The sequence below is a fragment of the Chitinimonas koreensis genome (genome assembly GCF_014353015.1).
GTDB lineage: Bacteria > Pseudomonadota > Gammaproteobacteria > Burkholderiales > Chitinimonadaceae > Chitinimonas > Chitinimonas koreensis.
Genome location: NZ_CP060704.1, coordinates 3,181,114 through 3,196,627, shown reverse-complemented (window position 1 = coordinate 3,196,627; position 15,514 = coordinate 3,181,114). Strand labels below are relative to the sequence as shown.

General features: G+C 64.9%; 22 protein-coding genes. 13 read left to right on the top strand and 9 right to left on the bottom strand.

The features are described from left to right. Position 1: 1 nt before the first annotated feature. From H9L41_RS13455 to H9L41_RS26185, 9 genes are all read right to left on the bottom strand, one after another. A complete protein-coding gene (locus tag H9L41_RS13455) occupies positions 2-952 on the bottom strand; it encodes a phosphoadenosine phosphosulfate reductase domain-containing protein (RefSeq protein WP_034607391.1) in 951 nt (316 codons plus the stop codon). A gap of 8 nt (positions 953-960) precedes the next feature. Next, positions 961-1,383 carry a hypothetical protein gene (locus H9L41_RS13450; protein WP_028446883.1) on the bottom strand — a complete coding sequence of 141 codons (423 nt, stop codon included), beginning with the start codon at positions 1,381-1,383 and terminating at the stop codon, positions 961-963. Further along, positions 1,380-1,574: a hypothetical protein gene (locus H9L41_RS13445; RefSeq protein ID WP_028446884.1), complete on the bottom strand. Its 195-nt coding sequence runs from the start codon at positions 1,572-1,574 to the stop codon at positions 1,380-1,382. Before H9L41_RS13445 ends, H9L41_RS13450 begins: the two co-directional genes overlap by 4 nt. 2 nt (positions 1,575-1,576) lie before the next feature. Further along, on the bottom strand, positions 1,577-1,702 hold the full coding sequence (locus tag H9L41_RS24825) for a hypothetical protein (protein WP_265583773.1): 126 nt from the start codon (positions 1,700-1,702) through the stop codon (positions 1,577-1,579). A gap of 97 nt (positions 1,703-1,799) precedes the next feature. Then, positions 1,800-2,339: a 3'-5' exonuclease gene (locus tag H9L41_RS13440; RefSeq protein ID WP_028446885.1), complete on the bottom strand. Its 540-nt coding sequence runs from the start codon at positions 2,337-2,339 to the stop codon at positions 1,800-1,802. Beyond that, positions 2,336-2,497: a hypothetical protein gene (locus H9L41_RS13435; protein ID WP_157462024.1), complete on the bottom strand. Its 162-nt coding sequence runs from the start codon at positions 2,495-2,497 to the stop codon at positions 2,336-2,338. Before H9L41_RS13435 ends, H9L41_RS13440 begins: the two co-directional genes overlap by 4 nt. Beyond that, complete coding sequence (locus H9L41_RS13430) at positions 2,494-2,949, bottom strand: hypothetical protein (protein ID WP_187523403.1); 456 nt, start codon at positions 2,947-2,949, stop codon at positions 2,494-2,496. Before H9L41_RS13430 ends, H9L41_RS13435 begins: the two co-directional genes overlap by 4 nt. Before the next feature lie 210 nt (positions 2,950-3,159). Next, positions 3,160-3,723, bottom strand: coding sequence for a DUF4124 domain-containing protein (locus H9L41_RS13425; protein ID WP_265583772.1), 564 nt, complete (start codon positions 3,721-3,723; stop codon positions 3,160-3,162). Next, entirely contained in the window at positions 3,680-4,180 is a 501-nt protein-coding gene (locus H9L41_RS26185) for a helix-turn-helix domain-containing protein (RefSeq protein WP_157462025.1), read from the bottom strand. Before H9L41_RS26185 ends, H9L41_RS13425 begins: the two co-directional genes overlap by 44 nt. An 85-nt stretch (positions 4,181-4,265) precedes the next feature. Between H9L41_RS26185 and H9L41_RS26180 the strand changes: the two genes are divergently transcribed. From H9L41_RS26180 to H9L41_RS13350, 13 genes are all read left to right on the top strand, one after another. Continuing rightward, positions 4,266-4,532, top strand: coding sequence for a transcriptional regulator (locus tag H9L41_RS26180; RefSeq protein ID WP_051319155.1), 267 nt, complete (start codon positions 4,266-4,268; stop codon positions 4,530-4,532). 206 nt (positions 4,533-4,738) lie between these two features. Further along, a complete protein-coding gene (locus tag H9L41_RS13405; protein ID WP_308417328.1) occupies positions 4,739-5,173 on the top strand; it encodes a phage regulatory CII family protein in 435 nt (144 codons plus the stop codon). Between the two features lies 1 nt (position 5,174). Next, complete coding sequence (locus H9L41_RS13400; protein WP_028446888.1) at positions 5,175-5,513, top strand: hypothetical protein; 339 nt, start codon at positions 5,175-5,177, stop codon at positions 5,511-5,513. Between the two features lie 128 nt (positions 5,514-5,641). Continuing rightward, positions 5,642-5,788 carry a hypothetical protein gene (locus H9L41_RS13395; protein ID WP_157462027.1) on the top strand — a complete coding sequence of 49 codons (147 nt, stop codon included), beginning with the start codon at positions 5,642-5,644 and terminating at the stop codon, positions 5,786-5,788. A gap of 26 nt (positions 5,789-5,814) precedes the next feature. Continuing rightward, entirely contained in the window at positions 5,815-5,982 is a 168-nt protein-coding gene (locus H9L41_RS13390) for a hypothetical protein (protein ID WP_157462028.1), read from the top strand. Positions 5,983-5,989: 7 nt separating this feature from the next. Beyond that, on the top strand, positions 5,990-8,779 hold the full coding sequence (locus H9L41_RS13385; protein WP_051319156.1) for a DUF5906 domain-containing protein: 2,790 nt from the start codon (positions 5,990-5,992) through the stop codon (positions 8,777-8,779). A 420-nt stretch (positions 8,780-9,199) separates the two neighbouring features. Continuing rightward, positions 9,200-9,760 carry a hypothetical protein gene (locus H9L41_RS13380; protein ID WP_157462029.1) on the top strand — a complete coding sequence of 187 codons (561 nt, stop codon included), beginning with the start codon at positions 9,200-9,202 and terminating at the stop codon, positions 9,758-9,760. A gap of 337 nt (positions 9,761-10,097) precedes the next feature. After that, complete coding sequence (locus H9L41_RS13375; protein ID WP_169730207.1) at positions 10,098-10,334, top strand: HNH endonuclease; 237 nt, start codon at positions 10,098-10,100, stop codon at positions 10,332-10,334. 207 nt (positions 10,335-10,541) lie between these two features. Then, positions 10,542-11,372: a hypothetical protein gene (locus H9L41_RS13370; protein ID WP_028446891.1), complete on the top strand. Its 831-nt coding sequence runs from the start codon at positions 10,542-10,544 to the stop codon at positions 11,370-11,372. Then, a complete protein-coding gene (locus H9L41_RS13365; protein ID WP_084300438.1) occupies positions 11,279-13,051 on the top strand; it encodes a terminase large subunit in 1,773 nt (590 codons plus the stop codon). Before H9L41_RS13370 ends, H9L41_RS13365 begins: the two co-directional genes overlap by 94 nt. A gap of 5 nt (positions 13,052-13,056) precedes the next feature. Beyond that, positions 13,057-13,221, top strand: coding sequence for a hypothetical protein (locus H9L41_RS13360; protein WP_169730203.1), 165 nt, complete (start codon positions 13,057-13,059; stop codon positions 13,219-13,221). A 17-nt stretch (positions 13,222-13,238) separates the two neighbouring features. Further along, entirely contained in the window at positions 13,239-14,486 is a 1,248-nt protein-coding gene (locus tag H9L41_RS13355; RefSeq protein WP_245589230.1) for a phage portal protein, read from the top strand. Continuing rightward, positions 14,483-15,442 (top strand): S49 family peptidase, encoded by a 960-nt coding sequence (locus H9L41_RS13350; RefSeq protein ID WP_028446893.1) that lies wholly within the window; start codon positions 14,483-14,485, stop codon positions 15,440-15,442. Before H9L41_RS13355 ends, H9L41_RS13350 begins: the two co-directional genes overlap by 4 nt. Positions 15,443-15,514 lie beyond the last annotated feature (72 nt).

Sequence of the window (15,514 nt, the reverse complement as noted above, 5' to 3'; positions counted from 1 at the left end):
GTTATTCGCAGAGGCCATAGGCCGAGGCGCAGGCAGTAGGCTCGACATCGGTCAGCAAGGAGAACTGCTTGCCGCCGCGGTCTGTGCGGGCCCACTGAACAGCGGCGGCAACGCCGGCTGCGCCGTTCTTTTGGGAGTGGAAGAAGGTCGCCGGTGCCTCGGGCCGGCAGACGCTCTGCACCAGGCGCTCCCATTCCGCGATGCGGGCGATGTGATGCGGAAATCGGCGGGCAATCTCAGTGAGTTCGCCTTTGCTGCAGTTGATGCAGGGCATGCATCCCACTCGGTTCATGCCTTGTCGGTAGAGGGGATTCGGCTCGATGCCGACGGCGCGGTGAGCGTCGAACACGTCTTCGACGTGCCAGCGCAGGATTGGGCGATACACCGACAAGCCACCGCCCAGGTATTCGTATTGCGCAAGCCAGCGGCGGGCCTCGGATTCGTTGGCGCGCACGCCTTGCCATGACTCGACGTGATAGCCCTGGTCGATCAAATCGATCTGGTACTCGGTGATGGGGTTGCGCTTGAGATACTGGGTGCAGTACTGGCGCCGGCGTGCGGGAAAGCCGCCCTTGAGCATGCATAAATCCAGAAACGGGTTCCCCGTTGGATGGAGTAATTCCAACGCCCGAGCTGCGGCGTCCGCGGTCCACGCGTACTTGAATTGGCGGCGACCGTAGACAGCAACTTCCGGCTCGCCGGCGGCGAGCCGGGCGAGATTGGTTCGCTTGGTGGCGAATTCGTCGGCAAAGCTGGCGCGAACCACGTCTACTTGTATGCCGAGCGCGCGTGGGAGGTATTCCAGGGCATAGGTGTAGGTCGACTCGTGCTCATTGCCGGTGTCGGCGAAGACGAATCGGCACCGCTCGTGGCCATGTAGCTCGAGTGCGATCAGCGCAGTAGCCGTGCTGTCTTTGCCGCCAGAAAGGCTGACGACGTGAATGGTTTCCATATCAGATCTCACAGGTGTGCCGCGCGGCGAAACAGGCGTCTGAGCGACCGAAACCGCGGGTGCGCGCTGGTCAGGTACCGTGGCCGGAGCCCGCAGGCTGTGAGCCCCATCACCCGCTCGTAGGCTTGGTCGATCGCGCCGGGCGGCTGGTCGCGCATCAGCCAGCCCAGCACGTAAGCGCCGGCACGAATCGATTCGAGGTCGCCGTCGCGCAGCGTTACGCGCTGGCGATCTCCGGCAGACGCGAGGCGGATGGCCAGGCGCGACCAGGTGGCTGCGGCGTCGACGGCCTGCCCGGCGCCTGCGCGGCGGCCGGCCTCGGCGACGGTGTTGCCGGCCAAGGCCATGTCATCGAGCTCCGCCTTTGTCAGGTAGCCGCGGCCGGCGTTGTTGGAGATGCGGGACAGCATCGCTTGCAGGTCGAGTGTCATGGCCGTACCTCCGCGGTGGTCTGGCGTGCGGCGGCCGGACGGGCCTGCGGCTCGGTGCAATCGGTGAGCATCGTCGACAGCAGCGCCAGCGCGCCAAGCACCAGCGCGATGCGGCTGGCCGGCGCCTCGGGCGCGGTCTGCGGCGGCAAGGCCGGCGTGGTGGGTAGTTCGTGCACGTCGTCGCGGCGCATGATCAGTGGCTCGCGATCAGGACGACGCGGCCTGCCAGTCGGCGGACGCGCACACTGTCGAAACCGGCGGCGGCCATCGAGGCGCGCCACGCGGCGGGGGTGCAGTCGAGGTACAGCGCAATCACCATGGCGATCTCCTGGGGTCGATGCCGCTTGCTCTGGCCGACTCGATGAGCCGGCCCGAAAAAGCGGCCTCTCGCGAGGCCAAATCGGAGGAGCGAGGGATTAATCGAGCGCGTGCAGCAGGGCTGCGAGGCAGGTGGCCTCGTAGCGGGCGTCGTACTGCGCGATGTGGGGGATCAGCTCAGGCGGCCGAACGGGCGGGCGGAAGCCCGGGCGGAGCGCGTCGACGGTGGCGCGCAACGTCCGCAAGCAGCGGTTGAGGCGGAACGGCCATTCCAGCCCCTGCTGGGCAAACGCGTGCGCGAGCGTCGCGTTGTCGAAGTCGCTGCCATTGCCCCAGATCGGGGCGGGGTCAGCCTCGAGCTGCTGCGCGATCATGCGCACGGCGTTTTGCAGCGGGATCGGGCTCTTGGCGGCGAAGGCTGCGTGCCGGGCTTCCAGCGGTTGCTTGCCCCACCAATCCCGCGTCGCCGCGCTGGCGGTGCGGTCAGGTTGCGAGTCAGTCGCGATGGACAGTGTCATCGACTTGATGACGTCGACCTCGCCGTGGTCGACGTCGACCCACAGCATGGCGGCCGACAGGATCCTCGCCGTAGCGACCGTATCGAGCGTTTCGATGTCGAGGACGATGTGGCGGCTCACAGCTCACCCCCGTCGCTTTCGACGTCGGACGGGTATGCCGAAGCACGGGCGGCTTCGCAGGCATCGCAGCGGCATTCGGCGCGCGGCCGGCCGAGGATGGGGCAGGATTCGGCGCGCGGGGCGACGTGGTAGTCCTCGCCGTAGGTGGTGTAGGTCACGCTGCACCACCCTTCTTCGCCACCTTGCGCTTGGGTGTCAGCGCAGATGCGTTGACAGACCTGTGAACAAGGATGGTCAGCGGGACCTCTACGCCGGCAGCACTGGTGAGGGCAAATGCCGAATAGCCTGCGTCACCTTCGGGGGTGCGCCTGGCGCTATAGCCGATTGCGTGTAAGTGAGAGGCCAGGTTGTCGAGGTCTTCCTGGCAGTTGATCTGCATCCAGAAGGTTATGGAGTTGTAGTTTGGGCAGACGACCAGATTCTTAGCGGTACCGTCCGCGTTCAAGCTCGCCGCGACTTCTTCCATTTCCTTGATGAGAGCGGCGTTGAGAACAATCTGCTTCGTCTTCCGCACAGCTTCGTCGATGAGGCGGTCCACCCTTGCAACCGCAAGGTTGGGCAAGAAGCGCAGGGCCTGTTGTTGCTCGTTCTCGGGGAAATGGACATGCAAGCCAGGTCCAGGATGGCGCGTCTTGCGCGGGCCTGGCTGAGCTTCTGGTTGGTCTGGTTGGGCATCGCTCGCTCCTCATCGTGCTTGCTTATCAAGCTGGGTGAGAAAACATTAGCACTGCTAATTTTTAATGTAAACAGCTGTGCTAATAATTCTGAGCGAGAAAAAGCCCGCCAACTGGCGGGCTGCGGCTGCTGGGTGGGGCGGTGGCTACTTCAGTTGCTCGCGTAGGCGGTTGGCCTGTTCTCGATTTGTCTTCATGCGATTGTCGTAGGAGGTCGTGATTGCTTGCATCTCGGTACTGATGCTCTGCTCCCATGTGGCGCCGGCCAGGTTGTTCTTGGCGCGGGATTTCTTGGCTTTCAACGCGTCTAGGTCTGCCTGCATGCTCGCCGCGAGATTTTCGTAGTCCCTGTCCAGTTTGGCGATTGAGGCTTCTACTTCCGATCTCTTCTTCGATCGGTCCAGTTGTCGTGCCTCTTCAACTAGCCGCTCGCCGGCCGTTAGGGGTCGATCCGTACTTGCGGGTTGTGCATTGGCTGGGGCGGCGTTGCCGGTGCTGGGTCGAATCTTGATGTTGGTCGACTTGTCGCTGGTAGGGCATGGAGTGTCGCTAAAGGTGATCTTGCCGGCTGAGTCGACGCACTTGTTGATTGCTGTGGCTGGCATCGCGATGGCGGCAACTGCTAGGGCTGCGATGGTTGGCTTCAACATATCCTCCCTCTGTGCTTTAGGTTTGACTTGGCTGGCGCCGTGTCCGTAGGCGTTCAGCAAACCACAGTATATGCACCCAGTCGTCGTCGGTGAGTTCCCCTGTGCGGGTGGCGGTGAGCATTCTGTCCAGGTTCTCGGCTGTTTCGTCGCGGACTTGCGGTCCAAGAAGCGCATGAATTCGGCGCGTTCTGGCTGGCCCGGAATGAGTGCTGGTGACGATGGCGGGGAGCATGACCTGTCGACCCTGTACTAGGTGTGGGGCGATCTCTTGTGGCTCTCCGTGCGGAGCGATATAGGCGCAGATCCTTGTGAGGGCGTCGAGGTTGAGCTCGATTTTTCCGTTGAGGTACTGGTTTAGAGCGGACTGGCTGCTGAACCCAATCGCAAGGGCCGCCTCTTCCTGCGTCACGGTCCGGCCCGTGACCCCGTATTGAGCCTCTCTAAAGCGCTCCCAGGCTGCCTTCAGGCGTGCTGCTGCCTGGGTTCCTTCGGGGCTAACTGTTCGTCGTTGTGCCATCTCGTGACTCTATTAGCTTTGCTTATGAGTGCAAAACAGCACTGCTGATATTGAAAAAAATTAGCAGCGCTGATAATGTCGCTGCATGGACATCCAAACGTACCTAGAGCGGACCGAGACTCGGCAGCATCAGTTCGCCCGCCAGTTCCAGGTATCTCAAGCCCTCGTGAGCCAGTGGATTCACGGTTCAGTTCCGCCGATCAAGGCGGTCGAGATTGAGAGGGCTTTGGGCGGGCAAGTGACGAGGCCGGAGATGCGCCGAGAAGATTGGTGGCTGATCTGGCCCGAGCTGGCCCCTTTGTATCCGCATCTACTTCCTCCTGACCACCCAGATTTCAAGCAAGCAGCCTAGCTGCTCGTCGTTCGTTTGCCCCTCTGGTGCTCCTCGTCAGCGCGCCAGTTCGCCGACCTGCCCGTCGGCTTTTTTCTACCTGCGTCGTCGGGTGCAATGTACCGCCGCACCCCGGGGCGCGCTACATACGGAGGTGTAGGTTGACAACAGCTCTACGCAGTGCCGCAGCCGTTCTGGCGCGGCAGTATTCGGGAGGTCTCGACGCGATGGCCGCCGCGTTGGCAATCGGTGGTGGTGGCGAAGGTCTGCGACAACGGCTGCTGGGCCACCGCGGCGCCCGCCTCGATGTGGACCATGTGCATGACATGCAGCTGCTCTGCGATAGCACGGCGATCGTCGAGGCGTGGGCGCACGACTGCGGGGGCGTGTTCGTCAAGCTACCGCCGGCCGAAGCGACGCGTGGCGACCTGGCCCAGGCCCTGAACAAGTGCGTGATGCGCATGGGCCAGATGTCGGCGGATTTCGAACGGGCCATCAAGGACGGCCAAATCGACGTGCGCGAATGCAAGGTACTGCAGACCGACGTAGCGGACCTGAGCGCCGCGGCGCGGGAGTTCGTCGGCCTGGCGCTGGCTGTGTTCGGGACTCGCGACGTCCAGCAGGCGCTTGCCGGTACGGTCGTGTCCGCGGAGGGCTCGTGAGATGGGCCAGATTATCCGCATCGAGGATGCCGACCTGATCATCCCCGACAAAGGCCTGGGTGGCATGCGCAGCATGTGGGCCGAGGTGCTGCGCATGTCCGTCGAGGACCTCGACCGCTACCTGCCGGCGTGGCTTGCCGGCAAGCCGGTCGGTGGTGTGACGTCGACGGCGCGCGCCGACGGTGAAGGCGCGCTGCGCTTCCTTTTCGGCAAGCGTTGCCGGGTCGGCCTGCAGGTCGCCTGCGACGCCGTCGACCTCGAGCCCGACCTGGTCCGCGAAGCCTTGGCGAGGAAGTACGGCTACACCGTGACGGAAATCTGCCGTGAAGCCGACGCGTGATCCCGAGTTCGACCAGCGCACCTTGCAGCGGCAGGCGCGCGGCATCAGGTATCGGCCCGTCGGCGAGCGGCGCGAGGCCGGTCGCCGGCTCCTACACGACCTAATCGAGTGGCTGGGAGGTAAGGCCGATGGCAAGCGTGCACCGTGACCCCACGCTCGAGGCGGCCCACCGCCTGCACGAGCGCAACAAGCGCCGGCGCAGCTGGCAGGAAATCCTCCGCAAGCGGCGCCGGATCCAGCGTCTGGTGCGCGCGGTGATGGCGGGTCGGCGTTGAATACCGCCCACCCACACGAGCGGGCCGTGCTCGAGGTATGCGAGGCGACCAGCGCGCCGTCGTACTGCCGCGAGGTCTACCGGTGGCTGATCCACCACTACCCCGACAGCGCCGAACGATTGCGGCCGGCGCTGCAGAAAATTGCCCAGGCGAAGCGCAAGGCGCTCCGCGAGGCCCAAACCACCCGATTCTGAGGCGACTATGGGCGCGACGCTCGACGGGGTGGTCCAGCAGATGTTGGCTGCTGGGCTACCGCCTATTTCACCGCAGGACCTCAAGTTGGATACAGGCCGATGGGTCCGCTATGGCCCAGGGCGCAAGGCGTTCTACAAGCTCTTTGGTTACACCGCCAAGAGCGGCGAGCAGATGGTCAGCTACGGCACTTTCGGTGTCGGTGGCGACGGGCCATGGAAGGTCGAGCCTGAAAGTTCGGTCAGGGAGCGCCTCTCCGCCGAGGAGTGGTCCACGTTAAAGCGCGAACGCGAGGCCAAGCAGCGCGAGGAGGCTGCGCGGATCGCTGACGAGGCACACCGCGCAGCCAATCGGGCACGCGACCAGTGGAACAAGTCGCAGCCCGAAGGAGCGTCCGCCTACCTAGTTCGAAAACAGGTTGCGCGCGCCGAAGGCGTGCGCTTCATGTCCCTGCCGGACTGGCAGGGCTGGATCATCCTGCTGCTGTACCACTATGGCCGCGGCGCCGGTGAGGTCGTCGGAAGCCAGAAGATCGCCGGCGAGCGCCAGCCCGACGGCGGCGACAAGCGGTTCAACAAGGGCATGGCGATGGACGGGGCGGCGCTGTTGCTAGGCGATATGCCCGTCGACGGCGACCCGATCCTGATCGCCGAAGGCTATGCGACCTGCGCCAGTGTGCGCGAGGGACTGGGCTACCGGCATCCGGTGGTGATGGCCTGCAACGCCGGCAACCTGGGGCATGTCGCGTCGATCTTCCGTGCGCGCTTCCCCAAGTCCCCCATCGTGTTCCTGGCCGACGACGACTATCTGCCCAGGAAAGACGGTACCCCGAACCACACCGGACGGCTCAAGGCCGACCTGGCAGCGGTAGCGGTCGGCAATGCGCGCGTGGTACTGCCCCGGTTCAGCGTGCCCCGGCGCGCGACGCGCGAGGACAGCGCGCTGCCCCAGCTCACCGATTACAACGACCTGCACGTGCATGAGGGCCTCGAGCAGCTGCGCACGCAGTTGCTCGAGGTAATCCAAGGTCCGCCGGCGGAGCCGGCTGCTCTTCCTCCCTCACCCTCCTTTGTCGACGACGGACCGGGGCCGGAATCTGCGCCTCCCACTCCCTCCGCTGAGGCGGGGGCGCCAGTTGGCGCCGACACCGACAAGGGGGCGGGGGAGGAGGTGGCGTCGATTTGGCCGGAGCGCCTCTTGCGCCACTATGCGCTGATCGTCGGCAAGAACCGGTTCTGGTGCGACCTGAACAAGACCGAGATGGGGCGGCCTGCGCTAGTGGCGCTGGTCGGCGATAGGAAGCTTGTCGACGCCTGGTTGGCGCGCGACGACAAGCGAACGATCCTGGCGGCCGATGTAGCCCGCCTGAAGGGTGAAAAGGAGGCTGCCGAGCAGGGTGAGAGCCTGCAGTTCGGCGAGTTCATGGCGCGGTACGTGTACCTCGACGGATCCGACAGCATCTGGGATGCCAAGCTGCTCAAGGTGATCAGCAACAGCGCGCTGAAGCTGGCGCTGGGCGACTGGTACAAGACGTGGGTGAACAGCCCGCGCCGGCGTGTATTGCCGTTCGAGCACCTGGTGTTCGATCCGACGCAGCGCGTCAACCCGGAAACGCACATCAACCTGTTCCGCGGCTTGCCGCTCACGCCGGCGTTCCCGCCTGGCATTGAGCGCTATGCCGACCCGTTCGAGGCTTGGGGCAAGTTCAGTGGGTGCGAGGCGATCATTGGGCTGTTGGCGTGGTTGTGCAACCACCGCGTCGAAGTTATCAACTGGATTCTGTGTTGGCTGGCCTATCCGCTCCAGCACGTTGGCGCAAAGCTCGACACGGCCATACTCATGCACGGCGATGTCCACGGCTCGGGTAAGAGCTTGTTTTTCGAACGGGTGATCAAGCCGATTTACGGTGAATACGCCTCGACGCTGAGCCAACACCAGCTGGACAGCCAGTACACCGGCTGGAGATCGCGCAAGCTGTTCTGCTTGTTCGAGGAGGTCCTGTCGAGCAACCAGCGGTACAGCCACACCGGCACGCTCAAGCAGATGGTGACCGGCAAGACCCACATGATCGAGAAGAAATTCGTCGACGCGTGGGAGGAGGAAAACCACATGAACGGCGTGTTCTTGTCGAACAGCGTCCAGCCGTTCCACGTCGAGCGCGGTGACCGGCGCTTCCTGGTAGTCTGGCCGGCGGAGAAGTTCACCGAGGAACTGCAGGCCAAGGTCGAGTACGAGCTCGCGCGCGGCGGCGTGCAGGCGTTCTATGCCTTCTTGCTGGCCCACCCGTTGACGTGCTGCAAGGTGGATCAGTTCGGTGAGCTGGTCGACGCCGATGGCGCGGCGCTGGCCGAGGGGGCAACGCCCGTGCGTGTTCCCTTTACCCCTCACTCGAAGCCGATGATGACGCCTGAGAAGGCGCGCGTGATTAGCTACGGGCTGTCTGGGTGGGAACTCTTCCTGCGGGACTGGCAGGCTGGCGAGATTGGCGGGGAGCGACTTGAGGACAGGTTGCCGTACTGTAGCTGCACCGCCCGTGACCTGGGCCTCGCTTACGCGTACTGGTGCAGCCAGAGCGGCGAGCGCGAGATGCCGCCGAACAAGTTCAGCGAGATCATGTCCGCCAAGATACCGAAGGCTGCGCGGTGGTTTGTTATGCCGGGTAGTAAGGAGCGGCGGCAGTTGACGGTATTCAAGATCGGCCGGAGGCCGGAAGGCGTTGCCGAAGAAGTCTGGTTGGGCCAGGACATCGTCAATTTCCGGGTGAAGGCGGGCGCCTGGGGGGTTGATTTCGGAAATTGAACGGCGGCACGCCCGCAAGTGAGGCCTTTGTGGTGGCCTTGTTAAGGGCTTGTTATGGCCTTTGTTATGGGTTGAAACCTAGCAACGGCGCGGGTTTGTGAAGGGTGTGATGGGGAAACGCATGTGCGCGCCCGCGCACGAGCGAAAAATCTTCCTCTCACACCTTTTTATTTTTATGGCGGTAAAGGGAAATATCTCGCGCGTGAAACCCAAAATGCCCTTCACAATCATCACACCCTTCACAAAGCCAGTCTGCATAAGGCTTTCAGGGAGTTGTCAGCGCATAACAAGGCCTTAACAAGGTGCCAACAGTCGGTGAAACGACAGCCTCCTGCAGAATTCCGACTGACCCAGTAAAATCGCGACACCAATAAAGCCGGGCTCGACCTGGCTAGGGGCCTCCTGACGAATACGGAGGCAATGGTGTCGTTCAAGTCTGCAAGCGCATTACTCGCATGGGCATTCGCAGCTACTGGTGATTCCGCGGGCGCTCGCTCGTCGCTCGGCAATGCCGGGCTCGCTGGCGGTGGTGGCGGGTCGATGACTTATCTCGAAAGCAGGGCGATGGCGTTGCAGGTAGTGGGCTTCGTGTCCACGATGCAACTGGATCACAAGCTGGTGCTCTTCCTGCGATACGGCGAGATCGCCGAGCGCGCGACGATGGAGTACATCCTGATCGGCGCGGTACCGCAGCAGTACGGGATAGACGGCGCCAGGGTGGCCGTCCGGAAGTGGTTCGACCAGGACGGGCGCGTCGGCATTCGCGACATCGCGGACAAGATCAATCGCTCATGCGAGCCGGCCCATCGGTACTTCAAGAGCGTGGCGGCGGTGCTGGATCTGATCCTGAGCGCGGCGCACGAGCGGATCGAACAGCGTTATCCCGATCTCATCGAAAAGAAGAGCGATGACGACGAGGAATTGACACGCAGGCCCAAACGCAGGCAGACTAAAAATGCTAATCAGGCGTGTTGCGTCTGATGCAAAGGAAGCCCGGCCACTGTGCCGGGCTTTTTGTCGTCCGCGGCGGTCGGCCGGGTCGGCGGCTGCCGCGCCATTTCGGTGTGGCCGGCCGAGCGCCAAAATCGGCGGGGACCCTGGCGTCTTTGAGGCTCACACGGGCGGGCGGACCCGCGCCTCTGCGCTAGCGGCGGCGTGCAACATCTAGTTAATCGAGCCCCGCATGCCCAGTGCACCCTCCCGTCCATGTGCGAAGCCGGGTTGCGCCGGCCGATCTCGGCGGGGCTCGCGATATTGCGTGAGTTGCGACGCAGTGCTGCGTCCGGTGCCAACAGTAGAGAGTGCCGAGCGAAAGCGTATGTACGACTCGGCATGGTGGCAGGGGCTGCGGTCGGCGCAGTTGGCGCGACAGCCGTTGTGTCAGGGTTGCCTGGATTCCGGCGCTGTAGTGCCTGCGACGCATGTCGACCACATCAAGCCGGTCGCCGATGGAGGCAGCTTTGATGATCCGGCGAACCACCAGTCGCTTTGCCAGTCGTGCCACAGTCGCAAGACGGCGGCGGCGGACGGCGGTTTCGGCAATCGGCGGCGCTGAACGGCGCCCTGCGGCTGCGCACCATCCGGGTGTGTGGCCGGCGGGTAGGGGTGCCAAATCTCTGGGGTGGGCGACAGGCCCGAACGTGCGTCAGCGTCCAATATTCGCACGGTGAAAATTCATAGGGGGGGTATAAACCAGCCCCCGGTCCCACTCTCTGACCCGTCCGGGTCATTTTTGAGGTCCAGCCTCGCGACGAGGTCCGTCATGGCCCTGCAAACGGCAAGCGCGGCCATTGCTCGGCCGCCCCCCAAACCGCCGACCTTCCTGCGGTCGAAACGGTCGCGCGCGGTATGGCGCTACCTGATCGGCGCGCTCGAGGCGGCGAAGCTCGACTACGGTTCGGCGCTGGCCGGGCTGGCCATCCTGGCCGACAAGATCGACACCTGGCGCGAGTACGCCGACCTGGTGCGGAAGGCAGGCGAGCGCTACGAGGAGGACTCGAACAAGGGTTCGCTCGAAACGGACGAGTCGCGCGCCGAGCGGCGCGCGCGGGCCGAAGTGTTCAAGGACCTCGACGAGGCCGGCATGACCGTGGTCGCTTTCTCGCGCATCCGGGCCATCGACCGGCTCGCGACCAACCAGGGCGAGCTGTTCGGCAACCCGCTGGTATCGCTCGACAGCCGGGTTGATATGGCCCGCCTGCCGGAGCTGCCGCCCTGGACGATGCGGCCTGCGGAGAAGCGGGCTTGGGCCGATCTGATGCCGATGCTCACCGCGGCCGGCTTCGATTTCTCCACGGCGGGCCTGTCGATGGCCCTGCTTAGCAGCGCGATTGCCGACTGGTTCGACTGTAAGCAGTGGATCGCGGACCACAAGGGCCGCACTTTCGCTGTCAGCGGCGAAACGGGCCGGAGCTACGAGGTGTCCGCGAGCTACAACCGCGTGAAGATCGCCCGCCAGATCCGTGAGCTGCTGAAGAAGAACGGGATGACGGTGTACTCATGCGCCAAGAACAAAGCAATGGCGCGCGGGGAGCTGGTCGACGAGGTGCTGCGCGAGATCCTGGCGTTCGCCGGCGATCGACCCGCGGACTGATCCCGGCCGGCTACGTCGCCCAGCCCTGGGACGACTACGGTATCGCGGTCCTCGAGGGGCGGATCGAGGTTTGCCGCTACACCCGGCTCTACGTCGAGCGGCACTACCGGGACATGAAGGAGGCCGCCAAGCGCGGTTTGGTGTGGCGGCCGGATCATGCGGCGTACGTCATCCGCTTCTTCCACGAATACTTGCGCCACAGCAAGGGCGAATGGGCTGGCGAGCTATTGACGCTGGCGCCGTGGCAGCAGTTCGAAATCGCGGTGATGTTCGGCTGGCGCCGGGTCAACGGCACCAGGCGGTTCCGCACCTGGTACGAGGAAGTCGCACGGAAAAACGGCAAGAGCACCAAGCTGGCCGGCATCGGCCTGTTCCTGTTCGCGTTCGATGGCGAGCCGGGCGCCGAGGTCTACACCGCGGCGACCAAGCTCGACCAGGCCAAGATCACGCACGCCGAGGCCGAGATGATGGTGCGGCAGTCGCCGCACCTTCGTCGCGTCATCACCGAGCACAAGAACAAGCTGTTCATCCGCGGCACGGCCAACAAGTTCGTGCCGCTCGGCGCCGACGCCAAGACGCAGGATGGTCTCAACATCCACGGCGCGATCATCGACGAGTTCCACGCGCACCCGACGCGGGCGCTGTGGGACGTGCTGATCTCGGCCATCGGATCGCGGTTGAACCCGCTGATCTGGACGATCACCACGTCCGGATTCAATCAGGAAGGATCGATCTGCCTCGAGCAGCGCGGCTACACCGTGCAGGTGCTCGAGGGGGCGATCGACGACGATTCGCACGGCGGCGTGATCTACACGCTGGATGCGGACGACGACTGGCGGGACGAGCGCGTCTGGATCAAGGCCAATCCGAACCTCGGCGTGTCGGTGAAGCTCGAGGCACTGCGCGACGCGGCCCGCAAGGCGTCGATCTCGACCGCGGCGCTGGTCAATTTCCTGACCAAGCACCTCAACGTCTGGACCCAGCAGGCGGAATCCTGGCTGTCGCTCGACGACTGGGACCGCGGCGGCGCGGCCTTCGACCCGTCGCTGCTGGAAGGGCGGCGCTGCACCGGTGGCCTCGATCTGGCCAGCACGACCGATATCGCGGCCTGGGTCCTGCTGTTCGAGCCGACTGTGGCCGATCCGCAGTGGCGGGTGCTGGCGCGCTTCTTCGTGCCCGAGGACAACATCGAGCGGCGCGCCCGCAAGGACCGCGTGCCGTATACGGCGTGGGTCAAGTCCGGCTGGCTGACGGCAACGCCGGGCAATGTGATCGATCAGGAAGCGATCAAGCAGCAGATCCTGCGCGACGCCGCCCAGTTCGAGCTCGGCGAGGTCGGCTACGACGTGTGGAACGCCGCGAAGATCGCCGTCGAGCTACTCGAGGAGGGGGTCAACGCGGTGCCGATCTCGCAGAACTTCGCCCACTTGACCGCACCGAGCAAGGAGCTCGAGGGCCTCGTGCTGTCGGCCCGGCTCGGTCACGGCGGCAACCCGGTGCTGCGCTGGATGGCCGGCAACGTCGTGCTCCTGCGCGATACCAACGATAACTACCGGCCCAACAAGCGCCGCAGCCGCGAGCGGATCGACGGCATCGTGGCGCTGATCATGGCGCTCAACCGCGGCATGGTGAAAGTGCCCGACGGCACCTCGGTCTACGAGCAAGGAATCAGGATATGAAGACAATGGACCTGATCGCATTCGGGGTCGGCGTGGCGGGCTTCGGCCTGCTGATCGGTGGCGTCGCCATGTTGAACGTGCCAGCAGCGCTGATCTGCGCAGGTATCGGCCTGCTCGGCTGGTCTTACGCAGCGGCGCGCGGGGCCGCGGCCAGCAGCCAAGGGGATTGAGCATGTTCTTCCGACAGATGTTCGCCGCCGGCGGAGCGCCGCGGCCGGCCGGTGGCGGTGGCTGGGTGTCCTCCTTGGTGGGGGGCGGCGGTCGCTCCGCTTCCGGCACCTTCGTCACACCGGAAAGCGCGCTCGCCCTTACTGCGGTGCAGTCCTGCGTCACCCTGCTGGCCGAATCGGTCGCCCAACTTCCGTGCGAGCTGTACCGGCGCGAGGGCGTGGACGGCCGCCGCAAGGCGACCGATCACCCGGTCTACGATCTGGTGCGCAACGCGCCGAACCCGTGGCAGACGGCCTTCCAGTTTCGCGAGATGGCGCAGGGTCAGCTCGGTCTGCGCGGCAACGCGATCAGCCTGATCGAGCGTAGTCCGGACGGCACGCCGACAGCGCTCTATCCCTGCCAGTCGGATCGCGTGACGGTCTACGTCGGACCCGACCGACTGCCCTACTACGAGCTCGTACCCGGAGAAGGCCTGGTACCGCAGCGCATGGTGCACCACGTCACCTGGTTTTCGCTCAACGGCTACACCGGCATCTCGCCGATCGGCCTGCACCGCGACGCGCTGGGCCTGGCGCTGGCGACCGAAGGGCACGCTTCGAGCGTGTTCGCCAACGGCACCAATCTTTCTGGCGTGATCGAACGCTCGAAGGAGGCCGGGGCGATCAAGGACCAGGCCGTCGTCGACCAGCTGCTGAAGGACTGGCAGTCCCGCTACGCCGGGCAGGGGAACACCGCGAAGGTCGCGTTGCTGCAGGAGGGCATGAGCTACCGCCAGCTGTCCATGAGCAACGAGGACGCGCAACTGATCCTCAGCCGCAAGTTCAGCGTCACCGACATCGCGCGCATGTACAAGGTGCCGCCGCACATGATCGGCGACCTCGATCGCGCGACGTTCAGCAACATCGAGCACCAGGGCATCCAGTACGTGATCTACACGCTGCTGCCCTGGCTCAAGCGCCACGAGCAGGCGATGAACCGCGATCTGCTGTCGGCCGGCGAGCGCGCCGACTACTACGTCGAGTTCAACGTCGGCGGCTTGCTACGCGGTGATCAGAAAAGCCGCTTCGAGGCCTATGCGCTCGGCCGGCAGTGGGGGTGGCTGTCGGTCAACGACATCCGTCGGCTGGAGAACCTGCCGCCGGTCGCCGGCGGCGACACCTACCTGCAGCCGCTCAACATGGTGGACGCCAACGGCAAGCCGGTGCGGCCATCCGACAAACCGACCGATCGCATGGTCAAGGAAATCGAGGACTGCGTTCAATGAGACCCTACCTTCACCTGGCGAGCCTGCTGTTCAACCAGCCGCAACTGGTGACCGCCGACATGATGGACCTCGCGGTCCATTGGGCGAACAGCCACCTGAACCTCAACATCGTCAACGTCAGCGTGGGGTCCGGCGCCGCGCCGCGCATGGCGTTCGAGGATCACGGCGGCGCCGATGACCGGCTCGCGCAGCAGGCCGAATCCCGCCAGCGCGCGGTAGAGCAGACCGGCGTTCAGGTCATTCCGGTGCACGGCCTGCTGGTCAGCCGGAACGGCAACCTCAACGTCTGCGAGACGATGACCAGCTACGAGCAGATCCGCGCCGCGCACCAGCAGGCGCTGGCCGACCCCGCGGTCGAGGAGATCGTGCTCGACATCGACACGCCGGGCGGCTCGGCCGTCGGCTGCTTCGAATGCGCCGAGGATATTTTCGCCAGCCGCTCGATCAAGCGGACCACCGCAGTGGTGAACTTCGGCGCCTACTCTGGCGGCTACCTGCTGGCCGCGGCTTGCAACCAGATCGTCGTGCCGCCGACCGGCGGGACCGGCTCGGTCGGCGTGGTGGCCAAGCACATCGACATCAGCGAGGCGCTTGCGCAGACCGGTCGCAAGGTCACCACCATCTACGCCGGCGCGCACAAGAACGATCTGACGCCGACCGAGCCGCTCAGCGACCAGTCGCGCGCGGTGCTCGAAGCGGTCGTGCAGGACAGCTATCGGATGTTCGTCGACGCCGTCGCGCGGTACCGGGCAATGACCACCGAGGCGGTGCGCGCGACCGAGGCCGCGCTGTATCGCGGCGAGCAGGGTGTCGCCGTCGGCTTCGCCGATCGGGTCGAAACGCCGCACGCGGCCTTGGCCGGCTTGGTCGCGGATGTTGCCGGGCGTCGCGCGGCGAGCCGGCCGTCCCGCCGCATTGGTATGCAGGCGGCAGCAATAGCCATGCAGTGCAGCTGAATTCTCCGCGTTCGCGGGAATCGTCGGGCCGCCCGTTGGGCGGCCTTTTTCTTTGGAGCTTTGGAGCCCGAA

Coding starts and splice junctions, on each gene's coding strand:
- H9L41_RS13455 (WP_034607391.1), bottom strand. CDS start 952: ATGGAAACCATTCACGTCGTCAGCCTTTCTGGCGGCAAAGACAGCACG.
- H9L41_RS13450 (WP_028446883.1), bottom strand. CDS start 1,383: ATGACACTCGACCTGCAAGCGATGCTGTCCCGCATCTCCAACAACGCC.
- H9L41_RS13445 (WP_028446884.1), bottom strand. CDS start 1,574: ATGCGCCGCGACGACGTGCACGAACTACCCACCACGCCGGCCTTGCCG.
- H9L41_RS24825 (WP_265583773.1), bottom strand. CDS start 1,702: ATGGTGATTGCGCTGTACCTCGACTGCACCCCCGCCGCGTGGCGCGCC.
- H9L41_RS26185 (WP_157462025.1), bottom strand. CDS start 4,180: ATGGCACAACGACGAACAGTTAGCCCCGAAGGAACCCAGGCAGCAGCA.
- H9L41_RS26180 (WP_051319155.1), top strand. CDS start 4,266: ATGGACATCCAAACGTACCTAGAGCGGACCGAGACTCGGCAGCATCAG.
- H9L41_RS13405 (WP_308417328.1), top strand. CDS start 4,739: ATGGCCGCCGCGTTGGCAATCGGTGGTGGTGGCGAAGGTCTGCGACAA.
- H9L41_RS13400 (WP_028446888.1), top strand. CDS start 5,175: ATGGGCCAGATTATCCGCATCGAGGATGCCGACCTGATCATCCCCGAC.
- H9L41_RS13395 (WP_157462027.1), top strand. CDS start 5,642: ATGGCAAGCGTGCACCGTGACCCCACGCTCGAGGCGGCCCACCGCCTG.
- H9L41_RS13385 (WP_051319156.1), top strand. CDS start 5,990: ATGGGCGCGACGCTCGACGGGGTGGTCCAGCAGATGTTGGCTGCTGGG.
- H9L41_RS13380 (WP_157462029.1), top strand. CDS start 9,200: ATGGTGTCGTTCAAGTCTGCAAGCGCATTACTCGCATGGGCATTCGCA.
- H9L41_RS13375 (WP_169730207.1), top strand. CDS start 10,098: ATGTACGACTCGGCATGGTGGCAGGGGCTGCGGTCGGCGCAGTTGGCG.
- H9L41_RS13370 (WP_028446891.1), top strand. CDS start 10,542: ATGGCCCTGCAAACGGCAAGCGCGGCCATTGCTCGGCCGCCCCCCAAA.
- H9L41_RS13365 (WP_084300438.1), top strand. CDS start 11,279: ATGCGCCAAGAACAAAGCAATGGCGCGCGGGGAGCTGGTCGACGAGGT.
- H9L41_RS13360 (WP_169730203.1), top strand. CDS start 13,057: ATGGACCTGATCGCATTCGGGGTCGGCGTGGCGGGCTTCGGCCTGCTG.
- H9L41_RS13355 (WP_245589230.1), top strand. CDS start 13,239: ATGTTCGCCGCCGGCGGAGCGCCGCGGCCGGCCGGTGGCGGTGGCTGG.
- H9L41_RS13350 (WP_028446893.1), top strand. CDS start 14,483: ATGAGACCCTACCTTCACCTGGCGAGCCTGCTGTTCAACCAGCCGCAA.